Origin of the sequence: Sinorhizobium sp. CCBAU 05631, from assembly GCF_002288505.1 — a bacterium.
Classification (GTDB): domain Bacteria; phylum Pseudomonadota; class Alphaproteobacteria; order Rhizobiales; family Rhizobiaceae; genus Sinorhizobium; species Sinorhizobium fredii_C.
This window is the reverse complement of record NZ_CP023063.1, coordinates 3,329,405-3,344,232: the sequence shown is the minus strand read 5'-3', so window position 1 is coordinate 3,344,232 and position 14,828 is coordinate 3,329,405. Positions and strand designations below refer to the sequence as shown.

Sequence of the window (14,828 nt, the reverse complement as noted above, 5' to 3'; positions counted from 1 at the left end):
AATTCCGTCGAAGGGGGCGGTGTTATGCCGCATTCGTGCCGTTGGCGTGTTGCGAGTCCAAACGTCCTATGCTAGACGAACCGCGAATTGCGGGGGAAGTGGGTCGAAAAGGCCTCGATATCCTGCGAATTATTGCAGCAAATTCAAGATGTTACGCCGGCGGTTCGCCGCTGCTGACGCTCTTGGATGAATTTGAGAGAAGCTTGTGCCCGTGGCCGACACATCCCAGCTTATTTCCGGTGTTGCAGAAAGATATGCGTCCTCGCTTTTCGAGCTCGCCCTGGAGGCTGGTTCCGTCGAGGCGGTCGGTGCCGAACTCGATCGCGTCCAGGCGCTGATCGATAGCAGCGACGATCTGAAGCGGCTGATCGTAAGCCCGGTCTTTTCCGCCGAGGACCAGTTCAAGGCCGTTTCGGCGCTCGTCGCACAGTTCGGCTTCTCCGGTCTGGTCGGCAACTTCCTCAAGGTCGTGGCGCGCAACCGCCGCCTGTTCGCGCTGCCGGGCAGCATCAGGGCGTTCCGCCTGATTGCCGCACGCCACCGCGGCGAAATCACTGCCGACGTCACGTCGGCACATGCGCTCACCGAGGCGCAGCAAAACGAATTGAAGGCGACGCTCAAGGGCGTCACCGGCAAAGACGTGGCGGTCAACGTCACCGTCGACCCGTCTATTCTTGGAGGTCTGATCGTCAAGGTCGGTTCCCGCCAGATTGACACCTCCCTTCGCACCAAACTCTCTACCCTTAAGCTTGCACTGAAAGAGGTCGGCTGATGGATATCCGCGCCGCGGAAATTTCCGCAATTCTCAAAGATCAGATCAAAAATTTCGGCCAGGAAGCAGAAGTCTCCGAAGTCGGCCAGGTGCTCTCCGTCGGTGACGGTATTGCCCGCGTCTACGGCCTCGACAATGTCCAGGCAGGCGAGATGGTCGAATTCCCGGGTGGAATTCGTGGCATGGCGCTGAACCTCGAAGCCGACAATGTCGGTGTGGTTATCTTCGGCTCCGACCGTGACATCAAGGAAGGCGACACCGTCAAGCGGACCGGCGCCATCGTCGACGTTCCGGTCGGTCCGGAACTGCTCGGCCGCGTCGTCGACGCGCTCGGCAACCCGATCGACGGCAAGGGCCCGATCAACGCCAAGCAGCGCGCCCGCGTCGACGTCAAGGCGCCCGGCATCATTCCGCGCAAGTCGGTGCACGAGCCGATGTCGACCGGCCTCAAGGCCATCGACGCGCTCATCCCGGTCGGCCGCGGCCAGCGCGAGCTGGTTATCGGCGACCGCCAGACCGGCAAGACCGCGATCATCCTCGACACGATCCTCAACCAGAAGGCCATTCACGACAATGGTCCTGAAGGTGACAAGCTCTATTGCGTCTACGTCGCCATCGGCCAGAAGCGCTCGACGGTTGCGCAGTTCGTGAAGGTGCTCGAAGAGCGCGGCGCCCTGCAGTACTCGATCATCGTTGCCGCCACGGCTTCCGACCCGGCGCCGATGCAGTACCTCGCACCGTTCGCCGGCTGCGCAATGGGCGAATACTTCCGCGACAACGGCAAGCATGCGCTGATCGGCTATGACGACCTTTCCAAGCAGGCCGTCGCCTACCGCCAGATGTCGCTGCTCTTGCGCCGCCCGCCGGGCCGCGAAGCCTATCCGGGCGACGTCTTCTACCTGCATTCCCGCCTGCTGGAGCGCGCCGCAAAGCTCTCCGACGAAAAGGGCGCTGGCTCGCTGACCGCTCTTCCGGTCATCGAAACGCAGGGCAACGACGTGTCCGCGTTCATCCCGACCAACGTGATCTCAATCACCGACGGCCAGATCTTCCTTGAAACGGACCTGTTCTACCAGGGCATCCGTCCGGCCGTAAACGTCGGTCTGTCGGTTTCGCGCGTCGGCTCCTCGGCCCAGATCAAGGCGATGAAGCAGGTCGCAGGCTCGATCAAGGGCGAGCTCGCCCAGTACCGCGAAATGGCCGCCTTTGCGCAGTTTGGCTCGGACCTCGATGCCGCTACGCAGCGTCTGCTCAACCGCGGCGCCCGCCTGACCGAACTCCTGAAGCAGCCGCAGTTCTCGCCGCTGAAGACGGAAGAGCAGGTCGCGGTGATCTTCGCCGGCGTCAACGGCTACCTCGACAAGCTGCCGGTCAACCAGGTCGGCAAGTTCGAGCACGGGCTGCTTTCCTACCTGCGTTCGGAAGGCAAGGCCGTTCTGGATACCATCCGCACGGAAAAGGCGATCTCGGACGACACCAAGGCCAAGCTGAAGGCTGCCATCGACAGCTTCTCCAAGTCTTTCGCCTGAGCGGACTTCAACTAGGACGGACAACGGATGCCTTCACTTAAGGATCTGAAGAACCGGATCGCCTCCGTCAAGGCGACGCAGAAGATCACCAAGGCGATGAAGATGGTCGCCGCGGCGAAGCTTCGGCGTGCCCAGGAGGCGGCCGAGGCCGCTCGGCCCTATTCGCAGCGCATGGCTGCCGTTCTCGCCAACATCGCCCAGGCGGTCGGCGGGGACGACAGCGCGCCGGCGTTGATGACGGGCACCGGCCGCGACGACACGCACCTCTTGGTCGTCTGCACGGCCGAGCGCGGCCTTTGCGGCGGCTTCAACTCGCAGATCGCCCGCTTTGCCCGCGATCACGTGCGCAAGCTGCTCGCCCAGGGCAAGACGGTCAAGATCATCTGCGTCGGCAAGAAGGGTTTCGATATCCTGCGGCGCGAATTCGCGTCGCTGATCATCGATCGCGTCGACTTGCGCGAGGTCAAGAAGATCGGTTTCGAGAATGCCGACCGGATCGGCCACAAGGTCATCGAACTCTTCGAAAAGGGCGAGTTCGACGTCTGCACCTTGTTCTATTCCGAGTTCAAGTCCGTCATTTCGCAGGTTCCGACCGCCCAGCAGCTCGTTCCGGCCTCGGCCGGCCCGGTTGCTGCCGAGGCAGAAAGTGCATCGGCGATCTACGAATACGAACCGGACGCTGGCGCCATCCTCACCGATCTCATTCCGCGCAACATTTCCGTCCAGATCTTCCGGGCCCTGCTCGAGAACGTCGCCGGCGAAATGGGCGCCAAGATGAGTGCCATGGACAATGCGACGCGCAATGCCGGTGAGATGATCAACAAGCTGACGCTCAACTACAACCGTCAGCGGCAGGCGCAGATCACCAAGGAACTCATTGAAATCATCTCGGGCGCGGAAGCGCTCTAAGGTTACGAGAAGAGGGTAAGAATTATGGCTAAGGCAGCTACCCCGAAAGAAACCGCAGCGGCGAAGAAGCCCGCTGCTCCGAAGAAGGCAGCTACCGCCAAGACAGCCGCTGTTGTGGCTACGGGTGCTGTCGGCCGCGTGACGCAGGTCATCGGCGCCGTCGTCGACGTCGCCTTCGAAGAGGGCCAGCTCCCGCAGATCCTGAACGCGCTGGAAACCGACAACAAGGGCAACCGCCTGGTTCTCGAAGTCGCCCAGCATCTCGGCGAAAACTCCGTCCGCACGATCGCCATGGACTCGACCGAAGGTCTGGTTCGCGGCCAGTCGGTCACCGACACCGGCGGCCCGATCTCGGTTCCGGTCGGCAAGGAAACGCTCGGCCGCATCATGAACGTCATCGGCGAGCCGGTCGACGAAGCCGGCCCGGTCGAGACCTCGGCCCGCCGCGCCATCCACCAGGACGCGCCGGCCTATGTCGAACAGTCTACGGAAGCGCAGATCCTGGTCACCGGCATCAAGGTCGTCGACCTGCTCGCACCCTACGCCAAGGGCGGCAAGATCGGCCTCTTCGGCGGTGCAGGCGTCGGCAAGACCGTTCTGATCATGGAACTGATCAACAACGTCGCCAAGGCACACGGCGGCTATTCGGTGTTTGCAGGCGTCGGCGAACGCACCCGCGAAGGCAACGACCTCTACCACGAAATGATCGAATCCGGCGTGAACAAGCACGGCGGTGGCGAAGGCTCGAAGGCTGCGCTGGTTTACGGCCAGATGAACGAGCCGCCGGGCGCCCGCGCCCGCGTCGCGCTCACCGGTCTGACGATCGCCGAGCACTTCCGCGACGAAGGCCAGGACGTTCTGTTCTTCGTCGACAACATCTTCCGCTTCACCCAGGCAGGCTCGGAAGTGTCGGCTTTGCTCGGCCGTATTCCGTCGGCCGTGGGCTATCAGCCGACGCTCGCCACCGACATGGGCGCGATGCAGGAGCGCATCACCACGACGACCAAGGGCTCGATCACCTCGGTGCAGGCGATCTATGTTCCGGCCGACGACTTGACCGATCCGGCGCCGGCGACCTCGTTCGCCCACCTCGACGCGACGACCGTTCTGTCGCGCTCGATCGCCGAAAAGGGCATCTACCCGGCCGTGGACCCGCTCGACTCCACGTCGCGCATGCTCGACCCGATGATCGTCGGCGAAGAACACTACGAAGTGTCGCGCAAGGTCCAGTCGACCCTGCAGCGCTACAAGGCGCTCCAGGACATCATCGCCATCCTCGGCATGGACGAGCTTTCCGAAGAGGACAAGCTCGCCGTTGCCCGCGCCCGCAAGATCGAGCGCTTCCTGTCGCAGCCGTTCTTCGTCGCCGAAGTCTTCACCGGTTCGCCGGGCAAGCTGGTCGCTCTCGAAGACACGATCAAGGGCTTCAAGGGTCTCGTCAACGGCGAGTACGACCACCTGCCGGAAGCCGCCTTCTACATGGTGGGCTCCATTGAGGAAGCCATCGAGAAGGCCAAGAAGCTGGCTGCCGAAGCCGCCTGACAGGCATCGTAAACCGTGGCGCGGGCCTCTCGCGCCGCGGTTTTCATTCCGGCCGCATGGACGCGGCTGAGACGTGCACAGCCGCCGTTCCGCGGCGCGCTTACCAGAAGTGAATGGTCATGGCCGACAGTTTCAATTTCGAGCTTGTTTCCCCGGAGCGCCTGCTGCTTTCCGCGCAGGTGACCGAAGTCGTCATCCCGGCAACCGAGGGTGAGATGACCGTGATGGCCAACCACGCTCCGACCATGACGACCGTCAAGCCGGGCGTCGTTACGGTCAAGACGGCCGACGGCAAGACGGAGCGTTTCGCCGTCTTCGGTGGCTTCGCCGACATCCTGCCGACCGGCTGCACGCTGCTTGCCGAATCGGCGGTGCATGTCGACGAACTCGACCGCACGGTCCTCGAAAACCGCATCGACGAGGCGCGCGCTGAGTTGGAAGGCGCGATCGACGAGAAGAAGACCCGCGTCGAGCAGTTCATCGCCGAACTGACGAGGCTCGGGGAGATCGTCATCCCCGCCTGAAAGGGACATCCCGATAAGGGAAACGACCAATAAGTGCATTGGACCCCGCCTCGAGCGGGGTTTTTTGTGACTGTTTGCTCGCGCTGGACGTCTGGAGCCCGAATTGCCCCTCTCCTCGGGTTTAACCCCGCTCGCGGCGAGAGGGGACTTGAGCGGGCGCGGCATACCCCTTCGCCCCGGCCGGATGAGGGGGAGATGCGACACTCCAAGTTCCGCTGTAGACACAGAATGCCCGGACTTGGCCCGGGCATTCTCGCTCCATCCGCCTCGTAAGAGGCGTGGCAATCTAGCCCGCCGCGCGTTCCGTTTCGTGCCTCTGGGCGTAGTAGTGGCCGAAGCGGTTGGCGAGGAAGGTGTCGAGGGAAATGTCCTCCTGGCGGACGAAGCCCCTGGTCGGGATCTTTTCTTCGGCTAGCAAGTCGAGAACAGCGCAGATGCTGCCGGCCGTGGTGATCTGGATGCCGCTGTGCATGCGTCCGGCAACGACGCCGCTATAGACCTTGTTGGCATAGGTCTCCTGGATGAGACGGCCCTGGCGGAAGCCGGAGACGGTGACGAAGATGACGACGACGTCCTGGGTTGTGGTCGGCAGGGCGTTCTCGAGGATATCCTTCAGCACCTCGCGGCGGTGGCGCAGGCCGAGATCGTTCAGCAGCGCCTTGAAGATCGCCGCGTGGCCTGGGTAGCGGATCGTCTTGTAGTTGAGCGTCCGAACCTTGCCCTTCAGCGTCTCGCACAGCGTGCCGAGGCCGCCGGAGGTGTTGAAGGCTTCGTAGGTGACGCCGTCGAGCGAAAACTCCTCGCGCTCCTCCATTGCCGGAACCTCGATCAGCGACCCTTCGACGATCGCCTCGCAGGGTTCGATATATTCGTTGATGACGCCGTCGGTGCTCCAGGTGAGATTGTAGTTGAGCGCATTCGACGGATATTGCGGCAGGGCGCCGACGCGCATGCGCACGCTTTCGAGCGTGTCGAAATGCCGGGTCAGATCATTGGCGACGATCGAGATGAAGCCGGGGGCCAGACCGCATTGCGGGATGAAGGCGGTCTTCGCCTCCGTCGCGATGGCCTTGACCTGTCGGGTCGATTCGACGTCTTCGGTGAGGTCGAGATAGTGGATCTCCGCTTCCGCTGCAGCCTCGGCGATCGCGACCGTCAGGTGGAAGGGAGCGGCGCTCAAGACCGCGAACTTGCCGGTCAGCAAGCCGACGAGGGCCTTCCTGTCGGCGATGTCGATGGCGACGGTCGAAATCGCGTCGTGGCTCTCGACCTGCTGCAATTGCTCGGCGCTGCGGTCGGCGATGCAGACGCGGTAATCGCCGGTATGGGCGAGCATCCAGGCAATCGTCGAGCCGATCTTGCCGGCGCCGATGATAACGATGTCTTTCATTCTTTTCCCCCAGGGTATGAGCCTCTTCAGCGGCTATTTTCCTGCGGAGGAGTGTTGATTTGAAGCATCAAAACGAGTAAATCGGAGGGCGATAATCGGCATATCGCCGAAAGAGATCGACGATATGCAGGTCACCGACAAGGACCGCGAACTTCTTGCCATCCTCAGCGACAATGCGCGCATGCCGACGGCGACGATCGCCCGGCGGCTCGGCCTTTCGCGCACCACCGTGCAGGCGCGCATAGAGCGGCTGGAGCGCGAGGGGGTGATCGCCGGGTATGGCGTGCGGCTGGCGGAAAGTTACGAAAAGGGACTGGTGAAGGCACATGTGCTGATCACGATCGCGCCGCGGGCGCTGAGCCGCGTGACGCCGGAGTTGAGCGCGATCCGCGAGATCCGCACCCTGCATTCGGTCAGCGGCAGCTTCGACTTGATCGCCATCGTCGCCGCGGCATCGATCAGCGAGCTGGACCTGCTGATCGATCGGATCGGCGAGATCGAGGGCGTCGAAAAGACGCTGTCGTCGATCATTCTGTCGACCCGCATCGATCGCTGACGCTTCGTCAGCGGACCGTGGTGCTGTCGGTCGAGTCGCCGCCGTCAGGCAAGGTTTCGGTTCTCGGCTGGCGTGGTGCGGGAGTCCTGTTCCAAGTTTCCGGGCCGCGGATGGTGGAAACAATCGAGCCATCCCCCGGCGCCAGCCATTTCTCGCGATCGAAGTAAAGCTCGGCGGCGCTTTTCGCCCGCCTGAGCGCCGCCTGGTTGGCGAGGAAGTTGTAGCGTGGCGTGTCGCCGGATTCGCGTTTGAACTGGATGCGGCTGCCGAAGCGCTTGAGACCGAATTCGCTGAGCGCCTGTATCTTCAACGTGACGCTTTCGCTATCGGCCCAGTGCACCTGCTTCAGGAAGACCGAAGCGGCCGTCGCCGCGGCACTGGTAACCGCCTGGGTGTCTTCGGAATGCTCGATGTTGAGCTTCACCCGAAACGAGGTGATTTCATCCTCGTCGCTGCCTTTGACGAAGATGAAGATGGAAGAGCTTGTCGCCGCGCCGGGGCGGACAAAGGACACGAGCGAGGAACATTCCCAGCGGCCGCTCTCGGCCGACTTCCATGCAAGTTCGCGAAAACCGGCCTCGCGCAGGCGCTCGCACAAAGCGCGCGGGTCGCTGCGGATCTGCCGGATGAATTGCTGCTCGGGCGTGCGGAGGTCCGCGAACGTCCGGACCGGCAGCAGCGCCCGCAACGGCTCGGTTTCCTTGGGACGCGGGCGGGCCGCTTCGGGCGCCGGCGTCGGCGCGGCTTCACGGAGCACGTCCTGAAACCCCATCGCCGTCAGCACCTGTTTCAGATTGCGTTGCTCGTTGGCGAGCAGCACAGTCGCTAGGATCGCCGTGAAGACCAGCGCCACGGCGGACAGGAAGAAAGCGACGCCGGAACGGCCTTTCTGCTTCTTCTCCATGCCACCGTCGCTCCGCCTCGGAGAGGGCGATGTCCGCGCGCCCGCTCTACCCCTGAAAGACGGCGCACAATAGGGGATGATGGCGCCGCCGTCCAAGGGGCATCCTGTTCGGAAGAACGAAGTCAGGACCAGCCCAAGAACCCTTCCGCTTGTGGGGCCATAGGTGGGGAGGGGGCTTTGGTGAATTATTCGACGCTCGTCCGCTTCGCTTCCATCCGAGCCGTCCGCCAGGTGGAAAATGCGAAGGCAACGAGGAAGATCGCCGTCATCAGGAGGACGATGGTCGGGGCCGGGGCGCTGTCGATGAAGAAGGAAAGGTAGACGCCCGAGAAGGAGGCGACGACGGCGACGGCGACCGCAGCGATCAGCATGCCGCGAAACGTCCGCGTTACCAGATAAGCGATTGCGCCGGGGGCGATCAGCATGGCGATGGCAAGGATCAATCCGACGGCCTTCAAGGCGCCGACGATCGTCAGTGACAGGATGGCGAGCAGTCCGTAATGCAGCCAGCCGACCGGCAGGCCGACGGCACGCGCCTGGGCCGGATCGAAGGCGTGCAGCAGCAGGTCGCGCCATTTCAGCGAGAGAATGCCGGCGGCGAGGAGTGCGATCAGGCCCGTCTCGAGGATGTCGCCCCAGCCGATGCCGAGCATGTCGCCGAACAGGATGTGGTCGAGATGCACGTCGCTCTGGATGTTCACATAGAGCACGAGGCCAAGGCCGAACATGCCGGAAAAGACGACGCCCATCACCGTGTCCTGCTTGATGCGGCTGTTGTCCTTGAGGTAGCCGGTGAGCAACGCGCAGCACATGCCGGCGGCAAAGGCGCCGACGGCAAGCGGCAGGCCGACGATGTAGGAGATCACGACGCCAGGGAAGACCGCGTGCGAGATGGCGTCGCCCATCAGCGACCAGCCTTTCAGCACCAGGAAACAGGAGAGCATCGCCGTTGGGATCGCCACCAGCACCGAGATCATCAGCGCGTTGCGCATGAACCCGAATTCGAAGACGACAAGGAGCATGTCGAGCGACATCATTGGGTGACCTGCAACGCTTCGGAGGCGCGGCGGCGGGCGGCGATGAGGCCGTGCTTGGGGGCAAGAACGAAGGCGGAGAGGAAGATCAGCGTCTGAAGCACGATGATGATGCCGCCGGTCGCGCCGTCGAGGAAGTAGCTGGCATAGGCGCCGACGAAGCTTGTTGCGGCGCCGATGGCGATGCTGATCAGGATCAGCCGCGGAAAGCGGTCGGTGATCAGATAGGCGGTGGCCCCGGGGGTGACGACCATGGCGATGACGAGAAAGGCGCCGACGGTCTGCAGCGCCGCCACGGTGCAAGCCGAGAGCAGCGTGAAGAACAGCACCTTGATGAGCGTTGTGTTGATGCCGATCGAACGGGCGTGGCTTTCGTCGAAGAAGGTCACCATCAGGTCCTTCCATTTCGCCGAGAGGATCAGGAGCGAGGCGATGCCGATGATGGCGAGCTGCAACGTGTCGGCTGGGGTGATGGCGAGGATGTTGCCGAGCACGATCGTCTGGATGTTCACGGACGTCGGCGACAGCGACACCATGAAGAGGCCGAGGCCGAAGAAGGAGGTGAAGATCAGCCCGATGATCGTATCCTCCTTCAGCCGGGTGCGCTGGTTGAGGAACAGCATGGCGGCGGCGGCAAGCGTGCCGGAAAAGAAGGCGCCGAGGGAGAAGGGGAGGCCGAGCATATAGGCGCCGGCGACGCCCGGCACGATCGCGTGGGAGAGCGCGTCGCCGATCAGCGACCAGCCCTTCAGCATCAGATAGGCGGAGAGGAAGGCGCAGACGGCGCCGACGAGCGCGCTGACCCACATGGCGTTCAGCATGTAGCTATACGTGAACGGCTCCAGAAGCGTTGCGATCATTCCTTGTCCGCCTCGGTTTCGGGCTTGGCCGGTTGCGTCACCATCTGGCCCTTCGCGCCATACATGACGAGCGGCCGTTCATCGTCGGTGATGACGGAAAGCTGGCGGGGATCGGCATCGTCGTGCAGGCTGTCGCCGCCGAGCACGAAATGGCGCAGCACGCCGCCGAAGGCGAGTTCGAGATTGTCGCGGGTGAAGGTGGTCTCGGTGGGCCCGTAGGCGAGAATCGTGTTTTTCAGAAGGATGGTGCGGTCGCAGAATTCCGGCACGCTGCCAAGGTTGTGGGTGGAGACCAGCATCACCCGCCCCTCGTCGCGAAGCGCCACGAGCAGACGGATGATTGCGTCCTCGGTCTTGACGTCGACGCCGGTGAAGGGCTCGTCCAGCAGGATGACGCGACCGTCCTGGGCAAGCGCACGGGCAAGGAAGACGCGCTTTTTCTGGCCGCCGGAAAGCTCGCCGATCTGGCGCTTGCGGAAATCGCTCATGCCGACCCTGGCGAGTGCCGCCTCGACCGCTTCATGGTCGGCCCGCTTCGGCATGCGCAGCATGTTCATGTGGCCGTAGCGGCCCATCATCACCACGTCCTCGACGAGCACCGGGAAATTCCAGTCGACCTCCTCGGCCTGCGGCACATAGGCGACGAGATTCTTCTTCAGCGCCTGCGGGACGCCGAGCCCGAGGATCGAGATGTCGCCCTTGGCGAGCCGGACGAAGCCCATGATGGCCTTGAACAGCGTCGACTTGCCGCTGCCGTTGACCCCGACCAGCGCGGCGATCGTGCCGGTCGGAATTTCGAAGGAGGCGTCCTGCAGGGCGCGGTGGCCGTTGCGGTAGGTGACGGTGGCATTGCGGACGCGAATGCCGCCGCCCTCATCCTGAGGACCCGTCCGCGGAGTAGGTCGGGCCTTTACCTGAAGGTTCATTGCGAAAGACCTTTCGCGATCGTTTCGGACGTGACACGCAGGAGATCGATATAGGTCGGGACCGGTCCGTCGGCCTCGCTCAAGGAATCCACATAGAGCACGCCGCCGTATTTGGCACCCGTCTCGCGCGCCACCTGCTGGGCCGGATCGGGCGAAATGGTGCTTTCGGAGAAGACCACCGGAATGCGGTTGGCCCTGACTGCGTCGATCACCTTGCGCACCTGCTGCGGCGTGCCCTGCTGGTCGGCATTGATCGGCCATAGGTAGAGCTCCTTCAGGCCGAAATCGCGGGCGAGGTAGCTGAAGGCGCCTTCGCTCGAAACCAGCCAGCGCCTTTCCGCCGGGATCTTGTCGAGCTCTGCCTTGATCGGGGCGATGGTGGCCTCGATCCTCTTCTTATAGGCGTCGGCATTGGCCTTGTAGATCTCGGCATTGGCCGGGTCGAACTTCACGAGGGCGTCGCGTATGTTGTCGACATAGATCAGCGCCGCCGAGGGCGACATCCAGGCATGCGGATTCGGCTTGCCCGCATAGGGGCCTTCGGCAATGCCCATTGGCTCGACGCCCTCCGAGACAACGACGCCCGGGATGTCGTCGAAGTTCTGGAAGAACTTTTCGAACCAGAGCTCCAGATTGAGGCCGTTCCAGAGGATCAATTGTGCGTCATGCGCCTTCAGGATGTCGCGCGGTGTCGGCTGATAATTGTGGATCTCGGCGCCGGGCTTGGTGATCGATTCGACGATCGCCGCGTCGCCCGCAACGTTTTGCGCCATGTCGGCAATGACCGTGAAGGTGGTCACCGCCTTGAACTTGTCCGCCGCCGCTGCCGCGCCGGGCAGGAGGGAAAAGGCAGCCATTGCCGCTGCTGCCGTCAGAATTATGCGCCGCGTCCGATCGATCATCCATCACTCCTCAATCTTGAACCTGCGCTATGGGTAGGCGAATGGCCTGCATAAGTCAATGCAAATGAGAACCATTTGCAACTAGCTATTTTCAAAGCCATTGCCCTTGGCTAGTGTCGCCGGATGAGACAAGCCAAGCATCGGATCGCTGAACTGGAGGGAATTCTTCGTGAAGGAGGGGTGCGCGTCACCCGCCAACGGGCGGCGATTCTGAAGATCCTGGCCGAAGCCGAAGACCATCCGGATGCGAGCGAACTGCATCGGCGCGCCAAGGAAATCGACGCGACCGTGTCGCTCTCGACCGTCTACCGCACCCTGTCGGCGCTGGAGCAGCAGGGGGTTGTGCAGCGGCACGCTTTCGAGAATGCTACGGCCCGCTTCGAGACGGCCGACGCGCCGCATCACGACCATCTGATTGACATCGAGACCGGAGCGGTGATCGAGTTCCGCTCCGACAAGATCGAGCAACTGCAGGCGGAAATCGCTGCCGAGCTCGGCTACGACCTGGTGCGCCACCGGCTGGAGCTCTACTGCCGGAAGCGCAAGGATTGAGGGGGAAGGCTCAGTCTTCGACGGAGACCAAGCCGCGAAGGCGGGCTTAGTTCAGCGGAATGGCATTGTTCTCCTTGCCAGCTTGGTAGGCGGAGGAGAGTTCGGCATATTTCCGGCTGATCGCCTCGGCGCGCCGCTGAAGACGAGCGCGATCGATCTCCGGAAGCTCGGCGATCAGATCGGTAATCGATTGGCCCTTCCAGAAGGCGTTCGTCCGATTGTACCCGCCCGGCTCCAGTGTGAAGACTTCCTTGAGGATCTTCAGGTCGTGCGGGATCGAGAAGGAGTCGCGCGAATCCTCGTGGCTGAAGAAATAGTAGAAATTGTCGAAGCCCGCCCAGGTGATCGCCGACAGGCACATGGAGCAGGGTTCGTGCGTCGACAGGAAGATGAGGTCGCGCGAACCCGGGCGCTCGGTGCCCGCCAGTTCGTAGAACCGTTTCAAGGTATGCACTTCGCCGTGCCAGAGCGGATTCTCGGTTTCGTTGTTGGTCTCGACGAGGACGATCGAGAGATCGGATTTCCTCAGCAGTGCGGCGCCGAATATCTTGTTGCCGGCGGCGACCCCGGCTTCCGTCGCCGGGATGATGCCGTGTTCCATGGTGGTCAGGAGGGCTTCGAGCAGTCCGAGCATTTCGTGTTTTGGTTGCATGACCGTTCCTTTGTTGTGTTCGCGTCCCTCGGGCGAGGCCACAATTCGATGTGGCGGTTCGGGATTACAGCGTCGCGCGTCTAGTGCGCTTCCGACGCGATCACCGGCACCTCGGTGCCTTTCGCGTCGTAGAGCTTGCCATTGAGAAAATAGTCGCCATCGTGCAGCCGCGCGATATCCTGGTATCGAAGCGTCCGCTCCGTCCCCGCGACGAACACCGATTGCTGGTCGGAGTTGCCGGTGGTCAGGTGGTTGAAGATCAGATTGAGGCTGATTGCCATCAAGGCGGCAGAACTGATGCCGGAATGGAAGATCGTCGCAAACCAGGCCGGGAAGTGCTCGTAGAAGCTGGGGGAGGCGATCGGGATCATGCCGAAGCCGATCGAGGTGGCGACGATAACGAGGTTCATATTGTTGTTGTAGTCGACCTTCGAGAGGGTGCGGATGCCGCTCGCCGCAACCGTGCCGAAGAGCACGATGCCGGCGCCACCGAGCACGGCGCTCGGAACCGCCGCCACGATGCGGCCCATGACCGGCAGCAGCCCGAGCATCACGAGAAAGAGGCCGCCCGTCGCCACCACGTAGCGGCTCTTGACGCCGGTGACCGCCACCAGCCCGACATTCTGAGCAAAGGCGCTCTGGGTGAAGGAGCCGAAGACCGGCGCCACGAGGCTCGACAGCATGTCGGCCCTCAAGCCATCGCCAAGCCGGCGCGAATCCACTTTCGTCTCGATGATTTCGCCGACGGCAAGGATGTCCGCCGAGGTCTCGACCAGCGTCACCATGATGACGATGAACATCGACACGATCGCGGCAATCTCGAAGGTCGGATAGCCGAAGTAGAAGACGGTTGGAAGGGCGAAGAAGGGTCCTTCAGCCACTTTGGAGAAATCGGCCATGCCGGCGAAGTAGGCGATGCCGGTGCCGATGATCAGCGCCAGCAGGATCGAGAGCCGCGAGATCGCGGCGCTTCCGAGCTTGCTGAGCAAGAGCACGATGACGAGTGTTACCGCCGCAAGCTGGATATTGGCCGGACTGCCGAAGTCGGGTGCGGCGCTGTTGCCGCCCATTGCCCAGCGTGCCGCGACCGGCATCAGCGTCAAGCCGATCGTGGTGATCACGATGCCTGTGACGAGCGGCGGGAAGAATCGGGTGACCCGCGAGAAGATCGGCGTGATCAGAAGACCGATCAGCGATGCGGCCATGACCGCCCCCAGCACCGACTGCATGCCGCCATTGCCGGAAATGGCGATCATCGTCGCGACGCCGGAAAAAGATACCCCCTGGACCAGGGGCAACCGGCTTCCGAAGAAAGGCAGGCCGAGAGTCTGCAGGATCGTGGCGAGGCCCCCGGCAAAAAGGGAAGCCGTGACGAGCAGGCCGATCTCGGCGGGACTGAGGCCGGCGGCCTGACCGAGGATCAGCGGCACGGCAACGATGCCGCCATACATTGTAAGCACGTGCTGCAGGCCATAGGCCAGGTTGGCGCCGATGCCGAGCTTTTCATCCTCCGGGCGCGTCTGCGCCGCAGTTTCCTCTGCGCTGTTTGCCAAGGTAATCTCCTCCAATACCTTTGCGTGCATTCCCCACACCTCCTCCACGAGATGGGTGGCAAACTATGGCATCGGCTGCGGAGTCTGACTTTATCGAAAAAGGGGAAACAGTTTGCGGTTGTACTGCGGTAATGCGTTCGGTCAGGTCCGATGCCCCGAACAATGGTGCGGCTCCCAGCCGCAAGGAAAGCGAAAGCCGGAGCTGTTGTCAGCCCCGGCGCCG

15 protein-coding genes are annotated in these 14,828 nt (G+C 62.8%); 7 read left to right on the top strand and 8 right to left on the bottom strand.

Going from position 1 to position 14,828, the window contains the following annotated elements; translation table 11 throughout:
• Nucleotides 1–205 precede the first annotated feature (205 nt).
• From SS05631_RS16330 to SS05631_RS16310, 5 genes are all read left to right on the top strand, one after another.
• A complete protein-coding gene (locus SS05631_RS16330) occupies nt 206–772 on the top strand; it encodes a F0F1 ATP synthase subunit delta (protein WP_037417735.1) in 567 nt (188 codons plus the stop codon).
• Complete coding sequence (gene atpA / locus SS05631_RS16325; RefSeq protein WP_037417733.1) at nt 772–2,301, top strand: F0F1 ATP synthase subunit alpha; 1,530 nt, start codon at nt 772–774, stop codon at nt 2,299–2,301. Before SS05631_RS16330 ends, atpA begins: the two co-directional genes overlap by 1 nt.
• A gap of 27 nt (nt 2,302–2,328) precedes the next feature.
• On the top strand, nt 2,329–3,210 hold the full coding sequence (locus SS05631_RS16320; protein ID WP_037417731.1) for a F0F1 ATP synthase subunit gamma: 882 nt from the start codon (nt 2,329–2,331) through the stop codon (nt 3,208–3,210).
• 24 nt (nt 3,211–3,234) lie between these two features.
• Nucleotides 3,235–4,752, top strand: a complete 1,518-nt coding sequence (atpD, locus tag SS05631_RS16315) for a F0F1 ATP synthase subunit beta (protein ID WP_037417729.1) — start codon at nt 3,235–3,237, stop codon at nt 4,750–4,752.
• Nucleotides 4,753–4,871: 119 nt separating this feature from the next.
• A complete protein-coding gene (locus tag SS05631_RS16310; RefSeq protein ID WP_037389780.1) occupies nt 4,872–5,276 on the top strand; it encodes a F0F1 ATP synthase subunit epsilon in 405 nt (134 codons plus the stop codon).
• Between the two features lie 286 nt (nt 5,277–5,562).
• Here the strand turns inward: SS05631_RS16310 and SS05631_RS16305 are convergent, their stop codons facing one another.
• Complete coding sequence (locus SS05631_RS16305; RefSeq protein WP_037417726.1) at nt 5,563–6,666, bottom strand: saccharopine dehydrogenase family protein; 1,104 nt, start codon at nt 6,664–6,666, stop codon at nt 5,563–5,565.
• 124 nt (nt 6,667–6,790) lie between these two features.
• Between SS05631_RS16305 and SS05631_RS16300 the strand changes: the two genes are divergently transcribed.
• Entirely contained in the window at nt 6,791–7,222 is a 432-nt protein-coding gene (locus tag SS05631_RS16300; protein WP_037389775.1) for an Lrp/AsnC family transcriptional regulator, read from the top strand.
• A 7-nt stretch (nt 7,223–7,229) separates the two neighbouring features.
• On the opposite strand, the gene SS05631_RS16295 is transcribed toward SS05631_RS16300, so the two are convergent.
• The 5 genes from SS05631_RS16295 to SS05631_RS16275 form a co-directional block, all read right to left on the bottom strand.
• Nucleotides 7,230–8,126 (bottom strand): DUF6030 family protein, encoded by an 897-nt coding sequence (locus tag SS05631_RS16295; protein ID WP_050988238.1) that lies wholly within the window; start codon nt 8,124–8,126, stop codon nt 7,230–7,232.
• A gap of 185 nt (nt 8,127–8,311) precedes the next feature.
• Entirely contained in the window at nt 8,312–9,163 is an 852-nt protein-coding gene (locus SS05631_RS16290; protein WP_037417723.1) for a metal ABC transporter permease, read from the bottom strand.
• Nucleotides 9,160–10,020: a metal ABC transporter permease gene (locus SS05631_RS16285; protein ID WP_037417720.1), complete on the bottom strand. Its 861-nt coding sequence runs from the start codon at nt 10,018–10,020 to the stop codon at nt 9,160–9,162. The genes SS05631_RS16290 and SS05631_RS16285 overlap by 4 nt, the downstream gene beginning before the upstream one ends.
• The gene (locus SS05631_RS16280) at nt 10,017–10,946 is read right to left on the bottom strand and encodes a manganese/iron ABC transporter ATP-binding protein (protein ID WP_037417717.1); all 930 of its coding nucleotides are present in this window, start codon (nt 10,944–10,946) and stop codon (nt 10,017–10,019) included. Before SS05631_RS16280 ends, SS05631_RS16285 begins: the two co-directional genes overlap by 4 nt.
• Nucleotides 10,943–11,848: a metal ABC transporter substrate-binding protein gene (locus tag SS05631_RS16275; protein ID WP_037417715.1), complete on the bottom strand. Its 906-nt coding sequence runs from the start codon at nt 11,846–11,848 to the stop codon at nt 10,943–10,945. The genes SS05631_RS16280 and SS05631_RS16275 overlap by 4 nt, the downstream gene beginning before the upstream one ends.
• 123 nt (nt 11,849–11,971) lie before the next feature.
• Between SS05631_RS16275 and SS05631_RS16270 the strand changes: the two genes are divergently transcribed.
• Nucleotides 11,972–12,400, top strand: a complete 429-nt coding sequence (locus tag SS05631_RS16270; protein WP_037417711.1) for a Fur family transcriptional regulator — start codon at nt 11,972–11,974, stop codon at nt 12,398–12,400.
• 46 nt (nt 12,401–12,446) lie between these two features.
• Here the strand turns inward: SS05631_RS16270 and SS05631_RS16265 are convergent, their stop codons facing one another.
• Nucleotides 12,447–13,052: a nucleoside deaminase gene (locus SS05631_RS16265; protein ID WP_037417708.1), complete on the bottom strand. Its 606-nt coding sequence runs from the start codon at nt 13,050–13,052 to the stop codon at nt 12,447–12,449.
• 80 nt (nt 13,053–13,132) lie between these two features.
• The gene (locus SS05631_RS16260) at nt 13,133–14,605 is read right to left on the bottom strand and encodes a nucleobase:cation symporter-2 family protein (protein ID WP_037418134.1); all 1,473 of its coding nucleotides are present in this window, start codon (nt 14,603–14,605) and stop codon (nt 13,133–13,135) included.
• Nucleotides 14,606–14,828: the final 223 nt, after the last annotated feature.

Excerpts from the sequence above, each read along its gene's own strand:
- atpA (WP_037417733.1), top strand. The coding sequence starts at position 772 with ATGGATATCCGCGCCGCGGAAATTTCCGCAATTCTCAAAGATCAGATC.
- SS05631_RS16320 (WP_037417731.1), top strand. The coding sequence starts at position 2,329 with ATGCCTTCACTTAAGGATCTGAAGAACCGGATCGCCTCCGTCAAGGCG.
- atpD (WP_037417729.1), top strand. The coding sequence starts at position 3,235 with ATGGCTAAGGCAGCTACCCCGAAAGAAACCGCAGCGGCGAAGAAGCCC.
- SS05631_RS16310 (WP_037389780.1), top strand. The coding sequence starts at position 4,872 with ATGGCCGACAGTTTCAATTTCGAGCTTGTTTCCCCGGAGCGCCTGCTG.
- SS05631_RS16305 (WP_037417726.1), bottom strand. The coding sequence starts at position 6,666 with ATGAAAGACATCGTTATCATCGGCGCCGGCAAGATCGGCTCGACGATT.
- SS05631_RS16300 (WP_037389775.1), top strand. The coding sequence starts at position 6,791 with ATGCAGGTCACCGACAAGGACCGCGAACTTCTTGCCATCCTCAGCGAC.
- SS05631_RS16295 (WP_050988238.1), bottom strand. The coding sequence starts at position 8,126 with ATGGAGAAGAAGCAGAAAGGCCGTTCCGGCGTCGCTTTCTTCCTGTCC.
- SS05631_RS16290 (WP_037417723.1), bottom strand. The coding sequence starts at position 9,163 with ATGATGTCGCTCGACATGCTCCTTGTCGTCTTCGAATTCGGGTTCATG.
- SS05631_RS16285 (WP_037417720.1), bottom strand. The coding sequence starts at position 10,020 with ATGATCGCAACGCTTCTGGAGCCGTTCACGTATAGCTACATGCTGAAC.
- SS05631_RS16280 (WP_037417717.1), bottom strand. The coding sequence starts at position 10,946 with ATGAACCTTCAGGTAAAGGCCCGACCTACTCCGCGGACGGGTCCTCAG.
- SS05631_RS16275 (WP_037417715.1), bottom strand. The coding sequence starts at position 11,848 with ATGATCGATCGGACGCGGCGCATAATTCTGACGGCAGCAGCGGCAATG.
- SS05631_RS16270 (WP_037417711.1), top strand. The coding sequence starts at position 11,972 with ATGAGACAAGCCAAGCATCGGATCGCTGAACTGGAGGGAATTCTTCGT.
- SS05631_RS16265 (WP_037417708.1), bottom strand. The coding sequence starts at position 13,052 with ATGCAACCAAAACACGAAATGCTCGGACTGCTCGAAGCCCTCCTGACC.